We start from the raw sequence: 15,343 nt of genomic DNA, 5'->3' as shown, positions 1-15,343 counted from the left end.
GCTCGGCTTACCGGAACGGCGGCTCGTCGAAGCTCCGCAGCTTTCGCGAGTGCAGGCCGTGCCGGTCGGCGCGAAGGGCATCGAGGGTCGCGAGGCCGATCAGCAGATGCTCCGCCACCGCGCGCTCGTAAAACGCGTTCGCCGCGCCCGGCAGCTTGATCTCGCCGTGCAGCGGCTTGTCGGAAACGCAGAGCAGCGTGCCGTAGGGGACGCGCAGCCGATAGCCCTGGGCGGCGACGGTGCCGCTCTCCATGTCGACGGCGATGCAGCGGCCGAGATTGATCCGGCGGCGCTCCTGGGTGAACCGCAGCTCCCAGTTGCGGTCGTCGTAGGTGACGACGGTGCCGGTGCGCAGCCGCCGCTTGAGCGCGTCGTCCTGCTCGCCGGTGACGGCGGCGGCGGCGTTCTGGAGGGCGATCTGCACCTCGGCGAGCGCCGGCACCGGCACCTCCGGCGGCACGAGGTCGTCGAGGATGCGGTCGAGGCGGAGATAGCCGTGGGCCAGCACGTAGTCGCCGATGGTCTGCGACTGCCGCAGGCCCCCGCAATGGCCGACCATCAGCCAGCAATGCGGGCGCAGCACCGCGAGATGGTCTGTGATCGTCTTCGCATTGGAGGGGCCGACGCCGATATTGACCAGCGTCGTGCCCTGCGGGCTGCCGTCCGCGCCGCGCGCGACGAGATGATAGGCCGGCATCTGGAAGCGGTGCCAGGGCGAGGCCGCGATCAGCGCATCCGGGTCGGCCGTGGCGGCCTCGGCCCGGCTCACGCTGATCCCGCCCGGCAGGACCAGCTTTTCGAAGACGCTGTCGGGGGCAGTCAGCCGATCCAGGCCGTGGCGCACGAAGCCGTCGACGTAGCGGTGGTAGTTCGTCAGCAGGATCCATGGCTGGATCTCGCGCCAATCCGAGCCCGTGTAGTGCACGAGGCGGCGCAGCGAGTAGTCGGTGCGCACCCCGTCGAACAGCGCCAGCGGGCGCGGCGCGTCCGGATGATCCTGCCAGAGCCCGTCGGCGATCTCGTCGCCGACCACCGAGAGCAGCGGCGTCGGGAAATAGGTCGCGAGCTGGCTCGCGGTGACGCCGTTGCGCGTCAGGTCGGCGCCGGGCTCGACGACGTAGGAATACGGAATCTCCTGACCGCTCAGGCCGACTTCGAGCGTCGCGCCGTAGTCGCGCACGAGATGGCGGAGCTGTTCGAGCAGGTAGGGCCGGAAATGCCCCGGCTGCGTCAGCGTGGTGGCATAGGTGCCCGGCGCCTGGAACTTCGCCGTCGCCCGGTTGATCCGCGGAACCGGACCATCCGCGCGGTAGGTCAGGCGCAGCTCGGGATAGCGGAACTGCAGCCGTTCGGTCGCATCCGGGGGCACGCCGTCGTCGAGATACCGCTTCAGGGCCGTGCGCAGGGCGGCCGTCGCCCCGTCGAACAAATCCGTGAGCCGATCGACCGCCGTCTCCGGATCGGCGATCTCTGCCATCGGCCGAAGCTCTTCGCTGTCCATGCCCCCTCCGCGTGACTCGGTGCGTGGCTTTACACCCGGGGGCCGGGCGTGGCGACCGCGCGGGCTCTTGCCGTCGCCGCCGGCCGGGCGCACACACCGCCCCCGACCCTGGACCGAGCGTGATCGGATGAAAGACGACGTCGAACGGCGCGCGGGCGAGGAGGCGATCACGCTTCCCGAGACCTACGATGCCGGCCTCCATTTCATCGGCCGCATCCGCACGCCGTGGCAGGCGCGGGGCGATTGCCCGAAGAACGGCACGCAGACCGATGCGGTCTGCACGCTGGTGGTCGATCCGCTCTACGTCCCGGCGCTCCAGAACGTCGACGGCGCCAGCCACCTGATCGTGCTCTACTGGATGGACAGGGCGGCGCGCGAGCTCGTGGTCCAGCAGCCGCGCCACGCCGACGGCAGCCGCGGCACCTTTTCCCTGCGCTCGCCGGCCCGGCCCAATCCGATCGCCGTGGCGGTGGTCGAACGGCTCGGGATCGCGGGTGGCGAGGTTTCCGTGCGCGGCCTCGATTGCCTCGACGGCACGCCGCTCCTCGACATCAAGCCGTACTACGCCTCGACGGATTCGCGGCCGGAGGCGAGCGTGAACCGCTCGGCCACCGCGAAGCCGATCGCGTGAGGCGGGTTTTCGGACTGGCTCTCGCTTTCCTGACGGTCTCGGTCGCGAGCGCCGGGATCGGCTGGGTGCTGCATGCGCCGAAGCACGACGTCGGCGAGTACGCCGTGCATCGCCTCGTGGCGATCCGTCAGCAGCTCGAAGAGGCCGAGCCCGGCTATGTGCTGATCGCCGGCGATTCCCAGGCCGAGTTGCAGAGCCCCTCGGAGCGGGTCTGCGGCGCGCCGATCGTCAACGCGGGCGTCAGCGGTGCCACTGCCGCCGTCTATGCCGGGCTTCTGCCGGAGCTGGAGTTTCCGGTACGTGCCGGGACCGCGATCCTCACGATCGGCACGAACGACCTGATCGGCAAGAAGAAGCCGCTCGCCCCCGACGTCGCGGATCGCTTCGAGCAGGAGGTCGCCGGCATCGTCGCGCGTTTCAAGGCCGTCAGCGACCGCGTTGTGGTCACCGCCGTGCCGCCCCTTTGGCGCGAACTTGCGGACGAGTTCGAGGCGAAGGCGGTCGATGCCTATTCCGAGCGGATCAAGGCGCTCTGCACACGGATCGGCTGTCGCTACGCCGATCCCTTCTCGGAGTTGCGCGATGGCGAGACCGGCTTTGGCCTGCCGGGCGCGAACCGGAACGGACTGCATCTCACGCGCTACCGTCCGATGCTGCGCAATCTCGCGGCCACGCTCTGTCCCGATGCCGCCTCGGCCCCGTGACGGGGTCACGCCGCCACGCGCGCCGGCGGCTTGATCCGGTACCAGCCGACATAGAGCGCCGGCAGGAACAGCAGCGTCAGCAGGGTCGCGGCGAGGATGCCGCCGATCATCGCGTAGGCCATCGGTCCCCAGAACACCTCGCGGGCGATGGGGATCAGGCCGAGGCTGGCCGCGGCTGCGGTCAGCAGGATCGGCCGCATGCGGTGGCGCGTCGCCTCGATCACGGCGTCCCAAGGCTCCAGCCCCTCGGCCTCGGATTCCTCGATCTGGCTCACCAGGATCAGCGCATTGCGGATGATGATGCCGATCAAGGCGAGGATGCCGAGGATCGCTACGAAGCCCATCGGCTTGTCGAAGAGCAGCAAGGCCGGCACCACACCGATCAGGCCGAGCGGCGCGACGGAAAACACCAAAAAGAGCTTCTGGAAGCTCTGGAGCTGGATCATCAGCAGCGTCGCCATGGCGAGGATCATCACCGGCACCACGGCGGCGATCGGCCCCTGGCCCTTGCCGGCCTCCTCGACCGCGCCGCCGGTGGCCAGCGTGTAGCCCTCCGGCAGGGCCTTTACGAAGGCGTCGATGCCCGGCTGCAGGGCGGCGACGATGGTCGGCGGTTGGGTGGTGTCCTTGATCGTGGCGCGCACGGTCAGCGTCGCCACGCGGTCGCGCCGCCAGACGATCGGCTGTTCGAGGTCGTAGTCGATCTTGGCAAAGGACAGCACCGGCACGACAGAGCCGTTCGAGAGGGCGACCTGCAGGCTCTGCAGGGTTTCGAGCGAAGTCCGCTCAATGGTCTGCGCGCGGCCGACCACGTTCACGAGGTAGATCGAATCGCGCACCTGGGTGATCGCCTGGCCGCCGACGACGCCGTTGAGGATGCCGGCGATGTCCTGACTGGTGACGCCGAGCTGGCGCGCCTTGTCCTGCAGGATCTCGACACGGAGGACCTTGCCCGGCTCGTTCCAGTCGAAGGTCGGGTAGGCCAAGCGCTTGTCGGCGGCGACCACGTCGGCGAGCCCCAGCGCGAGGCGGCGCACCTCCTGGATGTCGGGGCCGCTGAGCCGGTACTGAACCGGGCGTCCCACCGGCGGGCCGAGGTTCAGCGCCTGCACCATCACGTCGATGCCGACGAAGTCGCGCCGGCCGATCTGCTGCAGCCTGGCGACGACCTTGTCGCGAACCTCGAGCGACTTCGTCACGATGACGGCCTGCCCGTAGAAGGCGTTGGCGAGCTGCTGGTCGAGGGGCAGGTAGAAGCGCACCGCGCCCTGGCCGACATAGGACGACCAGCGCACGATGTCCGGATCGCCCTTCAGCTCCGCCTCGAAGCGGTCCATCTGCGCCTTGGTCTCGGCGATGGTGGCGTTCTGCGGCAGGGTCAGGTCGACGAGCACTTCGCTGCGGTCCGAGGATGGAAAGAATTGCTGTTGGACGTGGGTCATGCCGAAGACGGCTGCGCCCATCAGCCCGATGCAGATCAGCACCGTGATCCAGCGCAGGCGCATCGCGATCTTGAGCACGGCGAGGAAGGCGCGGGTGAACAGCCCGCGCTTCTCTGCGTGATGCTTCATCGTCTTGGGCAGCAGCGTCACGCCGAGCAACGGCGCGAACAGCACCGCGACGACCCAGGACACTGAGAGCGCGGCCGCGATCACCACGAAGAGGGAGTAGGTGTACTCGCCGGCCGAAGACCCGTTGAAGCCGATCGGCAGGAAGCCGGCGATGGTCACCAGCGTGCCGGTCAGCATCGGGAATGCGGTGGATGTGTAGGCGAAGGTTGCAGCCTTCTTGAGGCTGTCGCCGAGTTCGAGCCGCGCCACCATCATCTCGACGGTGATCATGGCATCGTCGACCAGCAGCCCGAGGGCGATGATGAGTGCGCCGAGGGAGATGCGCTGCAGCGTCACCCCCATCTCCTGCATCACCACGAACACGATCGCGAGGACGAGCGGGATCGAGATCGCCACCACGAAGCCGGCGCGCAGCCCGAGGCTGACGAAGCTCACGAACAGCACGATCACCACCGCCTCGACGAGAGCCTGGGTGAAGCCGCCCACCGCCTCCTCGACGATCTTCGGCTGGTCCGACACGAGGTGCACGCCGACGCCGATCGGCAGCTTCGCCTCGATCCTGCGCATCCGCTCCTTCAGGTTCTCGCCGAACTTCAGCAGGTTGGCGTTCGGGCGCATGGCGATGGCGAGGCCGATGGCCGGCTCGCCGTTGACCCGGAACATCGCGGCCGGCGGGTCCTCGTAGCCGCGATGGATCTCGGCGACGTCGGCCAGCCGAAAGAAGCGGTCGTTGAAGCGCAGGTTGACGTTCTTCAGCGACTCTTCCGAGGTGAACTGGCCACTGACACGCAAGGAAACGCGCTCCGGACCGGCCTGGACCACGCCGGAGGCCGCGACCGCGTTCTGGGATTGCAGGGCCTTGATCAGCGCCTGCAGGTCGATGCCGAAGCCGGCGAGCTTGCGGGTGGAGAAGTCGAGATAGACCGTCTCGCCCTGCGTCCCCATCAGCAGGGTCTTGCCGATGTCGGGCACCTTCAGGATCTCGGTGCGCACGCCCTCGACGTAGTCGCGCAACTGCCGGTGGGTCAGCCCATCCCCGGTGAAGGCGTAGACGTTGCCGTAGACATCGCCGAACTCGTCGTTGAACGAGGGGCCCTCGACGCCTTCGGGGAAGGTGTACTTGATGTCGCCGAGCCGCTTGCGGACCTGGTAGAAGGCGGGCTGGATCTCCTCCTTCTTCGTGGTGTCCTTGAACTGCACGAACACCGTCGCCTGGCCCGGCGTCGTGTAGCTGCGGACGTAGTCCAGCGCGTTGATCTGCTGCAGCTCCTTCTCGATCCGGTCGGTGACCTGATCGAGGGTGTCCTTGATCGTGGCGCCGGGCCATTTCGCCTGGACGACCATGGTCTTGATGGCGAAGGGCGGGTCCTCCTCGCGGCCGAGGCGCGAATACGACATCACGCCGGCCAACAGGCAGACAAGCATCAGGAACCAGACGAGGGAGCGGTGCCGCAGCGCCCAGTCGGACAGGTTGAACGAACTCACGGAGGTCTCCGGCGTGCCGGGTGCGGGGTCGCTCACGGGATGGGCTCACCAACGCGGACGGTCTGGCCGTCGCCGAGGGAATGAACGCCCGCGACGACGACGCGCTCGCCGTCATTCACGCCGCCGCTGAGGCTGACACGCTCGGCATCGCGTTCGCCGACGGTGACGTCGCGGCGCTCGACATGGGCCGGCGCATCCTTCGCGGCTTCCGGCACGATCCAGACGGAAGCGCGCCCATCGGCCTCCAGCAGGGCCGTCGGCGGCAACACGAAGCGGGGCTCGGTGGAGCGTTTCAGGCCCACCGTTATCGTCGCGCCGAGGCGGAAGGCGGTGGGCGGGTCGATCAGGGTCAGCTTGATGCGCCGGGTCCGGGTGCCCTGGTCGGCGAAGGGCGCGATCTCGCGGACCTTGGCCATTGCGGTGATCTCCGGCGCGCTCTGCAGCGAGATCGTGAAGCGCCCCTCGCGCGGCATGGTGCCGACGAGGTCCTCGGGGATGTCGACCACCGCCTCGCGCACCTCGGGCCGGGCGACCGTCACCACGGCCTGCCCGGCGCTCAGCACCTGCCCGACCTCGGCGAGACGCTGGGTGACGACGCCGTCGAAATCGGCGTGCAACTCGGTGTAGCCCATCTGGTCGCGCGCCCGCTGCAGGCTGGCCATCGCCTGGGCCAGGCGCGCCTGCGAGGTGTCGCGGCCGGCGGTGGAGGAATCCATCTGCGCCTGGGTAACGTTGCCGCCCTCCATCAGGCGGCGCTGGCGCGCCTCGGTGGCGGCGGCGTTCTCGGCCTGGGCCTTGGCGTCGGCGACGTCTGCCTCGGCACGGGTCAGGGCGAAGCGCGTCACCACTGGGTCGAGGGTTGCCAGCCTCTGGCCCTTCTTGACCACATCGCCGACGGTGACGTCGCGCGCGGCGACCCGGCCGCCGATCTGGAAGCCGAGCTGCGACTGGTAGCGCGGCTCGACCGTGCCGGCGAAGGGGCCGAACATCACGGTGTCCGTGCGCTTGGCGATGGTGACGAGCACCGGCCGGATCGGCGCCGGCTCCTTCGCCTCCTCGGAAGGTTTGCAGGCCGACAGCAGCAGGGCGCAGAACGGCAGCGCGAGCAGGAACCTCATTTCGCGATGCCCCCGGCGTTTTTGGCAATGCCGTCGGCCTTGGCATCCGCTACCGCGACGCTCTGGCCGGGCCGCAGGAACTGGATGCCGGCGGTGACCACCGACTCGCCTTGCTCGACGCCGGAGGCGAGCGCGATCGTGTCGAAGGCGTAGCGCTCGATGGTGACGAGGCGCGGCGACACCGTCCCGGCCTTCCGGTCGTAGATCCACACTGCCGGCTTGTTCTCCCAACGGTAGAGCGCCGACCAGGGCAGCACGACGGCCTCCTGGGCCTTGAAGCGTCCGCGCCCGATCACGACGGCTCCGAGAGTCATCGCCGCGGGAGTCTCCGCGAGGCCGATCTTCACCCGCACCGTGCCCGAGGCCTGATCGACCGAGGGCGAGATTTCGCGCACCGTGCCCGTGGTGGTGACCTTGGGGTCGGCCTGCAGCGCGATCGCCACCGTCTTGCTCGCGGGTGGGTTCGCCGGCAGCGCCTCGTAGACGTTGAAGACCGCGTCGCGCGGCCCGTCCTGGGCCAGCACCAGCACGGTCTGTCCGGCCTGGACCACCTGCCCGGTCTCGAAGCTGCGGCTCAGGATGATGCCGGCGACGCCCGAGCGCAGGTCGGTGTAGGAGAACTGCTCCTTGGCGGACCCGAGCTGCGCCTTGGCCGAATCGACGGCGGCCTGCGTCGTACGCAACTGCTGCTCGGCTGCGTCGTAGGAGGGCCGCGTGGTGTAGCCGCCGCTCAGCAACTGCTCCTGGCGCTTGAAGGCGACCTTGGCCTGCGTCAGCAAGGCCTCCGCCGAGACGAGAGCCGCCTTGGCCGTGTCGAGATTGGCCTGCTGCTCCTGCGGATCGAGCTTCGCCAGCACCTGATCCGCCGCGACGTGGTCGCCGACCTCGACGAGGCGCGTCGCGATCTTGCCGTTGGTGCGGAAGGCGACGTTGGTCTGGGCCTGGGCCTGGATGTCGCCGGTGAACACGATGTCTGATGCCACCGCCGTGCGCTGCGCCTCGACAACCCGCACGAGCACGACGGAGATGTTGTCGGGGTCGCGCTCGGCCGCGGTGTCCGACGCGGCCCAGGCGCCGACGCCCGCAAACAGCAGCGCGGCGAGCATGACGGAAGGACCTAGTCTGAAAGGGCTCGAAGGCATGGGACGGGGTCCGCGGCTTTCGGATCCGGAAGCATCTATCGTCGCCATCCCATATCCGCTAGATTACCGACCGTCCAGACGGTTTGTAGAAGGTCAGCCCGTGGAGTCGAAGGCACGCCGCCGCCGCGAGGATCGTCCTGAGATCATTCTCGATGCTGCCGAGGGCGTGCTCCGCGGCCTCGGCGCACGCGGGCTGACGATCGACGCCGTCGCTGCAGAGGCCGGCTTGAGCAAGGGCGGCGTGCTGCACCATTACGCTTCCAAGGATGCGCTGATCTGCGCGCTCGTGACGCGCAAGCTCCGCCGGCTTCGAGAGGGAATTGCCGGCCATGAGGCCCGCCAGCAGCCGGAGTCGGCCTCGCCGCCGCTGGCGATGGTCGCCAACGCCCGCCAGACCTACGGCGAGGAGCACGGCTTCCCCCGCGCCCTGCTGCTCGCATCCGCCGAAACGCCGGACGCGCTCGCCGACTTTCGCGGGTTCATCGCCGAGAGGCTGGCCCTGATGTCCGACGCCGAGGGACGGCCGGGAGCAGGCGCCGTGCTGCTTTTCGCGATCGTCGGGTTGATGATCGGGCGCACGCTGGGCTTCCACGACCTCTCCGGCGAGGAGGCCGACCGGATCTTCGACGCCCTCGACGCAGCCGCGCGAGACCTCCCCAATCCGTAGGGGCATCTCGGCCTTCAGCCGTCGGCGCGCCGCTCGAGCCACAGGCTTCCGCCGGGATTGTTCAGGAAAGCCGGACAGGTCCGAGCGATCAGACCCGCCTCGTTCTTTGCCAGGAAATCGTTGAACATCACGATGCGCCACTGCGCGTTGCCGCAGAGGAACGCGCGCAGGGCGTAGATTTCGTTCCAGGCCCGGTTCTCGTCCACGGCCCAGGATCGCGGATATTCGAAGGGCCAGAACACGTCGTGGACATGCACGAAGACGCCCGGTGCGATCCTGGGCAGGATCTCGAGGAGTTCGTGGGTGACGTCGCTGCCCGTCCTTAAGACATGCGTCGAATCGATGAAGAGGATGTCGCCGGCCACCAAGGTCTCGAAGAGCGGCAGCGGAACGGTTTGGATGCCGCTTTCGATGATGTGGAAGGGCGATCCGGGCGTGCCGACCGTTTCGCGCAACAGTTCGGGATACGGCTCGATGCAGGTGACCTCGCAGCCAGACTCCAGAAACCGCTCGTTGGTGTCGACGATACAGGCGGAGGACCAGCCGCTGCCGACCTCGATCAGGCGTTTCGGCCGGATGTGGCGCAGCAGCGCGTGCAGCACCAATCCGTCTCCCCAGGAATAGGCGCCGTTGTCGTACCGGTAGCGAAGCCCCGGTTTGGCTTCGAACGCGAACGGCGCGCTCTGCAGGTGCGGAACGAGTTCGGTCCAGAGCCTGACCATGGCGGCGCGGTCGAGATCGATTCCCGGCAGCGCCTCAGGATTGGGGTCCATGGCCGCGAGATGCCGTTCGACCTCGGCGCGCGGCGGTATCGGCGAGTAGTAATGGCCCGCGGGCACGAATTGGCGATCCCTGCCCGCTTCGCCCAGCCTCCTGAGTTCGGTGAAGAACGCCGGGAGGGAGGCTCCCCGCGCGAGATCGTGCGTGTGCAGGGCCAACTCGCTCTCGGTCGGATCGCGGTCGCAGATGCCCCGGAAGGCATCACGCACGACGCCGCCGAGCGAAGGCCGATGCTTCTTTCGGGAGAAGATCCGTTTGAGCGAGTACGGCATGCCGCATTGAACCTATCGAACGATCCGCTTCGGGATGAACTGCTTCAGGCGAGTGCCGCCATCGCCTCGAAGACCAGGGCGTGCCGAGCCGCGAGCGCATCGACGTCGGTGTCGTAGCCGCCGCCGATCACCGAGACGAGGGGAATGCCGCGCGAGCGTGCCTGGCCGACCACGAAACGGTCGCGTGCGGCGAGGCCGTCGTCGCTGAGGCTCAGCCGCCCGAGCCGGTCGTCGCGGTGCGGATCGACGCCGGCATTGTAGAATACGAGATCCGGGGCCAGCGTCTCGATCAGCGGCGGCAACCGCGCTTCGAGCACCGCGAGATAGCCGGCATCGTCGAGGTCGTCCGGCAAACCGATGTCGAGATCCCCGGGCACCTTGGGCAACGGATAGTTGCGCTCGGCGTGGATCGAGAGCGCGAACAGGTCCGGCTCGCCCGACAGGCAGTCGGCGGTGCCATCGCCCTGGTGGACGTCGAGATCGACGATCAACACCCGCTGCACCGCGCCCTCGCGCTTCAAGGCGAGAGCCGCCACGGCGACGTCGTTGAAGATGCAGAAGCCGCGTCCGCCGTCCCGTCGCGCATGGTGGCTGCCGCCGGCCGCGCTCCCTGCGAGGCCGTGCGTCAGGGCGAGCCGTGCCGCGGCGAGCGTGCCGCCGGACGAGGCGCGGGAGCGGGCGGCCACGCCCGCGTCGACATGGAAGCCGATGGTGCGCTCGATCCCCGGCGGCACCGCCGCGGCGAACACGGCGTCGACATAGGCGCGGTCGTGCGCCAGGGCGATCAAATCCGCATCCGCCGGCTCCGGCCTCAGAAAGCCGCCCGGCGCGAGGCCGCGCTCGCTCAGCACCTCGGCGAGCCGCCCGTATTTGCGCATCGGAAAGCGATGCCCCTCGGGCAGGGCCGCCTCGTAGGCGGGATGGAACAGGATCGGGACCACGCGCCGGATCACCTCATACCTCTGAAGCCGCTGTCATACGGCTGATATCGGCCGGCCGCTAAGGCAGCCGGATGCGCGCCTCCGATCCTCGACCGGTGGCGCTGCGGACTCACGAAGGGATCGCGGATGGTCGGCAACGTCGAGACCCCAACCCTTGTTGCCCTGTCGCTGTGCGGCCTGCTGACCTTGATCCACCTCGTCAGCATCGCGCTGGCCGCCAGCCGTCTCGGCCGGAGCCGAGGGGTTTCGGCCTTCCCGGCCGGCGCTCCCGTCTCGCTGGTGCGCCCGGTCTGCGGGCTCGAGACCTTCAGCGAGGAGACGCTCGGTCGCGGCTTCGCCCTCGACTATCCGGATTACGAGATCGTCTTCTGCGTCGCGGATGCAGGCGACCCGGTGCTACCGCTGGTGCGCCGGCTTATGGCGGCCCATCCGGCCGTTCCGGCCCGGATCGTCGTCGGCGACGTGCGGGTGAGCGACAACCCGAAGCTCAACAACTGCGTAAAGGGCTGGGAGGCGGCGCGGCACGACTGGGTTGTGCTTGCCGATTCCAACGTCCTGATGCCGCACGATTATCTGCAGCAGCTGCAATCGGCCTGGCGGGCCGACACCGGCCTCGTCTGCTCGACGCCGATCGGCACGCGGCCCGAGGGGTTTTTCGCCGAGATCGAGTGCGCCTTCCTCAACACGCTGCAGGCGCGCTGGCAATATTCCGGCGCCGCCCTCGGCTTCGGCTTCGCCCAGGGCAAGAGCATGCTCTGGCACAAGCCGTTCCTGGAGGAGCGCGGCAGCATCCGTGCGCTCGGCGCCGAGATCGCCGAGGATGCGGCGGCGACGAAGCTCGTGCGGGCGGCCGGCCGCAAGGTCCATCTCGTGGCCGCGCCGTTCGGCCAGCCGCTGGGGCGGCGCAAGCTCTCGGAGGTGTGGTCGCGGCAACTGCGCTGGGCACGGCTTCGGCGGATCACGTTCCCGGTCTTTTTCGCGCCCGAGATCGGGATCGGCGCGCTGTTTCCGTTCACGCTCGCGGCTGCGCTGGCCGGCACGGCCGAGGCGGCCGCCGGCCTGACGCTCATGGCCCTGCTCTGGTACGGAGCCGAGTTCGCGCTGGCCCGCCATGCCGGCTGGTACCGTCCGGTCCGCCTGCTGCTGGCGATGCTGGTGCGGGACGCGATGCTGCCGGCGGTCTGGTCCGGCGCCTGGTTCCGCAGCGCCATCGTCTGGCGGGGCAACGCCATGGACATCCGCAGGGCGCCGCTGCGCTTGCGGCCGAGGGCGACGGCGGCGTAACCGCACGACCCGTCATTCCAGGGCGCCGAAGGCGAACCCGGAACCCACCCGACATGCTGAGGCCAGTCGTGAGTTCCGGGTTCCGTTGCGCGGCCCCGGAATGAAGGAAGTCGCTACGGTATTCCCAAGATCTTGTGCGTCTGCAGCGAGAGCCGCCAGCGCGCGTCGCTCCGGCAATAGGCGATGGCGGCCTGGGTGTTGGCGATGCGGTCCGGCCCATCCATAGGCTGTAGGAAGCGGCGAACGAAGGCGAGATCGGCGAAGCGCTCGGGCTCCGCGCCGACTTGCGGAAACACGAGTTTCAACTCGTGGCCGCTAGTCTGCACCAGCGGATTGCCGGCCTTGGGGCTGACGCAGATCCAGTCGATCCCGTCCGGTGCCGGCAAGGTGCCGTTGGTCTCCACCGCGATTTCGAAGCCGTGCCCGTGCACCGCCTCGATCAATCCAGGGTCGAGTTGCAGCAGCGGCTCGCCGCCGGTGAAGACCACGAAACGGTCGGTTTCGCCGCCCTGCCACGTCCGGTCGATCGCGGTCGCGAGGTCGGCTGGGGTTGCGAAGCGTCCCCCTCCTTCGCCGTTCATGCCGACGAAATCCGTGTCGCAGAAACGGCAGGCGGCATCCGCCCGGTCCTCCTCGCGGCCGGACCAGAGGTTGCAACCCGTGAAGCGGCAGAACACGGCGGCCCGGCCGGCCTGAGCGCCCTCGCCCTGAAGGGTGTGAAACACTTCCTTGACCGCGTAGGCCATCGCTCATCCCGCCGGCCGACCGGCATGTCCGTCGGATCGTTGCCCCCGCAGATAACGCCCGCGCGCCTGGACCGCCACCGGGCTGCCGCTCCCCATGTCCCGGACGCAATGCGAAGCCGAGATCGATGGGGACAACCCGCTTCGCCTTGCTCTTGCCACGGAGGTTGCGTTGAACATCGGCATCGCGCGCTCGACACTGCGCCGGCCTCCATGCATCGCCCATGTGGCCGGTGCAGCGCCGGGAGCGCCTGTCCCCAAGCCTCTCGCGACTGAGACCTTTTCGATGCTGAACCGGGTTCTTGGACGGGTCATCGGCGCGGTCGCCGTGCTTGCCGCGCTCGCAGGCCATGCCGGCGCCGTCACCGCGCCGATCGTCGTGGTCGAGGTCGATTCCGGCAAGGTGATCTACAGCCAGGGCGCCACCGACCCGTGGTACCCCGCCTCGATCACCAAGCTGATGACCACCTACGTCGCCCTCGACATGGTGCGCCAGGGCAAGGTCTCCCTCGACACGCTGCTGACGATCTCGGCCCAGGCCGCCGCGGAGCCGCCCTCGAAGATGGGCTTCAAGCCGGGCACGCAGCTGACGCTCGACAACGCCCTGAAGATCATCATGGTCAAGTCGGCCAACGATGTGGCCTGGGCGATCGGCGAGAACCTCGGCGGCTCAGTCGACGGCTTTGCCGACATGATGAACGAGACCGCGCGCCGGATCGGCATGCGCGAGAGCCGCTGGTACAATCCCAACGGGTTGCCTGAGCCGCGCCAGTGGACCTCGGCCCGCGACATGGCGATTTTGGGCCGCGCCCTGATGCGCGACTTCCCCGACCAGCAGGCCCTGTTCTCGATCTCGGCGATCCAGTTCGGCAAGGCCGTGATGGCGAACCACAACGGCCTGCTCGGCCGCTATGCCGGGGCCGACGGCATGAAGACCGGGTTCATCTGCTCGGGCGGCTTCAACGTCGTGGCGAGCGCCACCCGTAACGGCCGCCGCATCATCACCGTGGTGATGGGCCAGCCGAGCGCCCGCGAGCGCGACCTCAAGGCCGCCGACCTGTTCGATTACGGCTTCAGCCAATCCGCCGGCTGGAGTGCGCCGACGCTCGAAGCATTGCCCTCGTCGAGCACCAGCGAACCGCCGGACATGCGCCCCTATATCTGCGACCGGAAGAAACCGATGCCGGTCGACGAGGGCCAGGCCGCCATCACCTCGAGCGCTCCGGCCGGCGCCGACAACGCCTTCTCACAGCTTCTCGGCGCGACCCAGGGGGGTGCCGCCCCCGTCGCCCTCGCCACGATCAACAGCGCCAACATGCGCGGCCGCAGCCTTCCGCCGCGCGCTCCGCTGCAGCCGATCGCGGTCTGGACCGGCAGCAGCCCGGCCGCAGGCGCGGCGGCGCTCGCGCAGCAGGAGGAGGAGGCCAGGAACAGCAAGGCCGCCAAGCTGGCCGCGGCAAAGGAAAAGCGCGAGGCTGCGAGGGAGGCGGCCAAGCAGGCCAAGGCCGAGAAGGCCGCCAAGGTCCGCGCCGCCGCGGTGACCGCGCCGCACCAGCACGGGAAGGCCGGCGTCCCCGCCACGACGAGCGCCTACACTGCCGTCGACGGGGCCGAGAAGAAGCCCACCAAGGTGCCTGCGAAGGCCGCGGTGAAGTCCGCTCCGGCCGCTGCGGCCAAGCCTGCCGCCAAGGCGGCGGCGAAGCCGGTGCCGAAGAAGAAGAGCGCTGCTGCGAGCGAGTAGAATTGCCGGACCGATCCCGATCCTGTTCACTCATCGGGCCGCCGGGGCTGGCGTGAGGAAAACCTCCGCTTGCTAATTTCCGGCCGGTCCATAATCTCTACGACCATGTCTTTCGAGTTCGCCTATCGGTATCGGCAGGACGCACCGGCATCGGGCCTTCGGGAACTCGATCGGGTGGCGCTGACTGCTATCGTGACGAGCGACGACGGTTGTGAACTGCCTCCCGGCTCCGAGGGGACTATCCTCGGCATCTACAATCACGGCGAAGCCTACGTGGTCGAGTTCGCCGCGCCGGTGGGCGCACTCGCCAACGTCGAGGCTCGGCATCTGCGCCTGCTCGAGCGCGCGAGCCTTTGACGGACGGATTCGTCGCGGTCACGTGGGTCGTAGAGCACGCGAAGATCACGCGCTATCTGCTCGATCTCTCGCACAAGGAGGGCGGCTCAAAAGCCAAGTATCTGCTTGCGCTCGGCTTTACGCCCGACGATCCCGAGACATTGGCATCCGCCCTGGTCCGACACGCTCTGGCCCATATGCCGGGTCGCCATGTGGATCCACCGATAGGCCTTCGACGTGTCATCTTCGAAGGCGAAACCGAAACGCCGGATGGTCGATCGTTGAGCATCCGCGCTGTCTGGGAACTCACGACTTTGACCGAAATCCGTCTCATCACCGTTGTACCGCTGACGAAGTAGCTGCGGAGCGCTCCCAAGACGCCGAAGTCGCGGTGCGGACGCCCGGCACCTCCCTTCCGGCTGACCTC

At 68.7% G+C, this 15,343-nt stretch carries 14 protein-coding genes; 7 read left to right on the top strand and 7 right to left on the bottom strand.

The window, feature by feature from the left end:
* Window positions 1-7: 7 nt before the first annotated feature.
* Window positions 8-1,501, bottom strand: a complete 1,494-nt coding sequence (locus tag MFF07_RS14555; RefSeq protein WP_147818696.1) for an AMP nucleosidase — start codon at window positions 1,499-1,501, stop codon at window positions 8-10.
* 127 nt (window positions 1,502-1,628) lie between these two features.
* On the opposite strand from MFF07_RS14555, the gene tsaA reads away from it, so the two are divergent.
* Window positions 1,629-2,132 carry a tRNA (N6-threonylcarbamoyladenosine(37)-N6)-methyltransferase TrmO gene (gene tsaA / locus MFF07_RS14550; RefSeq protein ID WP_147818698.1) on the top strand — a complete coding sequence of 168 codons (504 nt, stop codon included), beginning with the start codon at window positions 1,629-1,631 and terminating at the stop codon, window positions 2,130-2,132.
* Window positions 2,129-2,836, top strand: coding sequence for an SGNH/GDSL hydrolase family protein (locus tag MFF07_RS14545; protein WP_238232247.1), 708 nt, complete (start codon window positions 2,129-2,131; stop codon window positions 2,834-2,836). The genes tsaA and MFF07_RS14545 overlap by 4 nt, the downstream gene beginning before the upstream one ends.
* Before the next feature lie 5 nt (window positions 2,837-2,841).
* Here the strand turns inward: MFF07_RS14545 and MFF07_RS14540 are convergent, their stop codons facing one another.
* Genes MFF07_RS14540 through MFF07_RS14530 form a run of 3 tightly spaced genes read right to left on the bottom strand, consistent with a single transcriptional unit; the run spans window position 2,842 to window position 8,116 of the window.
* Entirely contained in the window at window positions 2,842-5,892 is a 3,051-nt protein-coding gene (locus tag MFF07_RS14540) for an efflux RND transporter permease subunit (RefSeq protein ID WP_283206825.1), read from the bottom strand.
* Between the two features lie 32 nt (window positions 5,893-5,924).
* Window positions 5,925-7,010 (bottom strand): efflux RND transporter periplasmic adaptor subunit, encoded by a 1,086-nt coding sequence (locus MFF07_RS14535; protein ID WP_147818700.1) that lies wholly within the window; start codon window positions 7,008-7,010, stop codon window positions 5,925-5,927.
* The gene (locus MFF07_RS14530; RefSeq protein WP_147818702.1) at window positions 7,007-8,116 is read right to left on the bottom strand and encodes an efflux RND transporter periplasmic adaptor subunit; all 1,110 of its coding nucleotides are present in this window, start codon (window positions 8,114-8,116) and stop codon (window positions 7,007-7,009) included. The genes MFF07_RS14535 and MFF07_RS14530 overlap by 4 nt, the downstream gene beginning before the upstream one ends.
* A 136-nt stretch (window positions 8,117-8,252) precedes the next feature.
* Between MFF07_RS14530 and MFF07_RS14525 the strand changes: the two genes are divergently transcribed.
* Window positions 8,253-8,819 (top strand): TetR/AcrR family transcriptional regulator, encoded by a 567-nt coding sequence (locus tag MFF07_RS14525; protein WP_147818704.1) that lies wholly within the window; start codon window positions 8,253-8,255, stop codon window positions 8,817-8,819.
* Window positions 8,820-8,833: 14 nt separating this feature from the next.
* Here MFF07_RS14525 and MFF07_RS14520 read toward each other — a convergent pair whose 3' ends face one another.
* Together MFF07_RS14520 and MFF07_RS14515 are read right to left on the bottom strand one after the other, a co-directional pair.
* Window positions 8,834-9,871 carry a class I SAM-dependent methyltransferase gene (locus MFF07_RS14520; RefSeq protein WP_147818706.1) on the bottom strand — a complete coding sequence of 346 codons (1,038 nt, stop codon included), beginning with the start codon at window positions 9,869-9,871 and terminating at the stop codon, window positions 8,834-8,836.
* A 44-nt stretch (window positions 9,872-9,915) separates the two neighbouring features.
* A complete protein-coding gene (locus MFF07_RS14515) occupies window positions 9,916-10,812 on the bottom strand; it encodes a histone deacetylase family protein (protein WP_238232261.1) in 897 nt (298 codons plus the stop codon).
* Between the two features lie 126 nt (window positions 10,813-10,938).
* On the opposite strand from MFF07_RS14515, the gene MFF07_RS14510 reads away from it, so the two are divergent.
* Window positions 10,939-12,096: a ceramide glucosyltransferase gene (locus tag MFF07_RS14510; protein ID WP_147817593.1), complete on the top strand. Its 1,158-nt coding sequence runs from the start codon at window positions 10,939-10,941 to the stop codon at window positions 12,094-12,096.
* Between the two features lie 113 nt (window positions 12,097-12,209).
* Here the strand turns inward: MFF07_RS14510 and queE are convergent, their stop codons facing one another.
* Window positions 12,210-12,842 carry a 7-carboxy-7-deazaguanine synthase gene (gene queE, locus MFF07_RS14505; RefSeq protein ID WP_147817594.1) on the bottom strand — a complete coding sequence of 211 codons (633 nt, stop codon included), beginning with the start codon at window positions 12,840-12,842 and terminating at the stop codon, window positions 12,210-12,212.
* 283 nt (window positions 12,843-13,125) lie between these two features.
* Between queE and MFF07_RS14500 the strand changes: the two genes are divergently transcribed.
* The 3 genes from MFF07_RS14500 (at window position 13,126) to MFF07_RS14490 (ending at window position 15,275) form a co-directional block, all read left to right on the top strand.
* Window positions 13,126-14,580, top strand: coding sequence for a D-alanyl-D-alanine carboxypeptidase family protein (locus MFF07_RS14500; protein WP_238232245.1), 1,455 nt, complete (start codon window positions 13,126-13,128; stop codon window positions 14,578-14,580).
* A 174-nt stretch (window positions 14,581-14,754) separates the two neighbouring features.
* The gene (locus tag MFF07_RS14495; protein ID WP_238232243.1) at window positions 14,755-14,937 is read left to right on the top strand and encodes a DUF4926 domain-containing protein; all 183 of its coding nucleotides are present in this window, start codon (window positions 14,755-14,757) and stop codon (window positions 14,935-14,937) included.
* Entirely contained in the window at window positions 14,934-15,275 is a 342-nt protein-coding gene (locus MFF07_RS14490; protein WP_238232242.1) for a DUF6883 domain-containing protein, read from the top strand. The genes MFF07_RS14495 and MFF07_RS14490 overlap by 4 nt, the downstream gene beginning before the upstream one ends.
* The last annotated feature ends 68 nt before the right edge of the window (window positions 15,276-15,343 follow it).

It is taken from the genome of Methylobacterium thuringiense, from assembly GCF_022179645.1.
GTDB classification, from domain to species: Bacteria; Pseudomonadota; Alphaproteobacteria; order Rhizobiales; family Beijerinckiaceae; genus Methylobacterium; species Methylobacterium thuringiense.
The sequence above is the reverse complement of the archived record's forward strand: the minus strand, read 5'-3'. Positions and strand labels throughout refer to the sequence as shown.

Bases quoted from the DNA above. Each gene is read 5' to 3' on its own strand.
- MFF07_RS14530 (WP_147818702.1), bottom strand. From the start codon at position 8,116: ATGCTCGCCGCGCTGCTGTTTGCGGGCGTCGGCGCCTGGGCCGCGTCG.
- MFF07_RS14510 (WP_147817593.1), top strand. From the start codon at position 10,939: ATGGTCGGCAACGTCGAGACCCCAACCCTTGTTGCCCTGTCGCTGTGC.
- tsaA (WP_147818698.1), top strand. From the start codon at position 1,629: ATGAAAGACGACGTCGAACGGCGCGCGGGCGAGGAGGCGATCACGCTT.
- MFF07_RS14520 (WP_147818706.1), bottom strand. From the start codon at position 9,871: ATGCCGTACTCGCTCAAACGGATCTTCTCCCGAAAGAAGCATCGGCCT.
- MFF07_RS14500 (WP_238232245.1), top strand. From the start codon at position 13,126: ATGCTGAACCGGGTTCTTGGACGGGTCATCGGCGCGGTCGCCGTGCTT.
- MFF07_RS14535 (WP_147818700.1), bottom strand. From the start codon at position 7,010: ATGAGGTTCCTGCTCGCGCTGCCGTTCTGCGCCCTGCTGCTGTCGGCC.
- MFF07_RS14555 (WP_147818696.1), bottom strand. From the start codon at position 1,501: ATGGACAGCGAAGAGCTTCGGCCGATGGCAGAGATCGCCGATCCGGAG.
- queE (WP_147817594.1), bottom strand. From the start codon at position 12,842: ATGGCCTACGCGGTCAAGGAAGTGTTTCACACCCTTCAGGGCGAGGGC.